Here is a 1,320-nt window from a genome sequence, read left to right on the forward strand (position 1 = left end):
TGAACCGCCCCGGGTACCGTGGAGGCTGGTTGGTTTAAGTTAATAGCGTTTCAGCGGCAGGCATTTGAAGCTGCTGATAGTAGTTTGCCTCAGCTTCGGCGGGCGGGATATAGCCAAGGGGTTCCATCAGCCGGTGGTGATTGAACCAGGCTACCCATTCCAGCGTGGCCAGCTCAACGGATTCACGCGTCTTCCAGGCAGTACGACGATGGATCAGTTCCGCCTTGTAGAGGCCGTTGATCGTCTCGGCCAAGGCGTTGTCATAGCTGTCGCCACGGCTGCCAACCGACGGTTCGATCGCCGCCTCCGCCAAGCGCTCGCTATAGCGAATGCTGACGTACTGCGAACCCCTGTCGGAGTGGTGGATGAGAGAACCATCGTTGCCAGGCTGGCGAGCGTAAAGCGCCTGTTCAAGTGCATCCAGAACGAAGTCCGTAGTCATCGACGAGCTGACCCGCCAGCCGACGATGCGCCGTGCGAACACGTCGATCACGAAGGCCACGTACAGCCAGCCCTGCCACGTCGAAACGTAGGTGAAGTCCGAAACCCAGAGCTGGTTCGGTCGCTGGGCCCTGAACTGACGGTTGACCAGGTCCGGCGGGCGCACTGCTTTCGCATCTGGAGTCGTCGTGCGAACCCGCTTGCCGCGAATTACGCCGCGCAAACTCTGCTGCTTCATCAGCCTCTCGACCGTACAGCGCGCCACCGCGATGCCTTCCCGGTTCATCTGCTTCCAAACCTTGTCAGCCCCGTAGACCTGCATGTTGGCCTGCCAGACTCGCTTGATCTCGGGCCGTAGCCACTCATCGCGTTTGGCTCGCGCAGAGCGCCGCGATGGTTCGCGAAGCTGCGCAGCATGGCGCCGATAGCCCGACGGAGCAATCTGCAAGACCTTGCAGATCGGCTCGACCCCGAAGGCGTCGCGATGCAGATCGACAAAGGCCTTCAGGACTTCAAACGGCGGTCGAGCTCCGCCTGGGCGAAAAACGCGCTCGCCAGCTTCAGGATCTCGTTGGCGCGGCGCAACTCCTTTACCTCACGCTCCAGCGCTTTGAGGCGCTCACGCTCCGACGTGGTCACTCCATCGCGCTCGCCGCTGTCGACTTGCTCTTGTTTGATCCACCCCAACAGCGTCTGGCTCGTGCAACCGATCATCGGTGCGATGGATTCGACTGCCGCCCACAGCGACGGATGCTCGCTGCGTTGCTCTTGAACCAGGCGTACGGCTCTCTCTCGGACCTCGGGGGAAAACTTGGTTTGCTTGCTCATGGGCTCCATTCTCTCAAGAATTGGAGCCTCCACTAAACCCGGGGCGGTTCA

The 1,320-nt window shown here is 61.0% G+C and carries 1 protein-coding gene and 1 other annotated feature; the gene reads right to left on the reverse strand.

The window, feature by feature from the left end; translation table 11 throughout:
* Positions 1–34 precede the first annotated feature (34 nt).
* Positions 35–1,269, reverse strand: a protein-coding gene (locus AC1DOX_RS30950; RefSeq protein WP_441624655.1) for an IS3 family transposase whose coding sequence is annotated in 2 segments (ribosomal slippage) — positions 35–981 and positions 981–1,269 — 1,236 coding nt in all. Because the reading frame shifts where the segments join, the coding sequence is not laid out codon by codon here.
* Positions 875–991: a sequence feature (AL1L pseudoknot), on the reverse strand. Its footprint overlaps the gene before it by 117 nt.
* Positions 1,270–1,320 lie beyond the last annotated feature (51 nt).

It is taken from the genome of Cupriavidus sp. 01L415, from assembly GCF_056400065.1.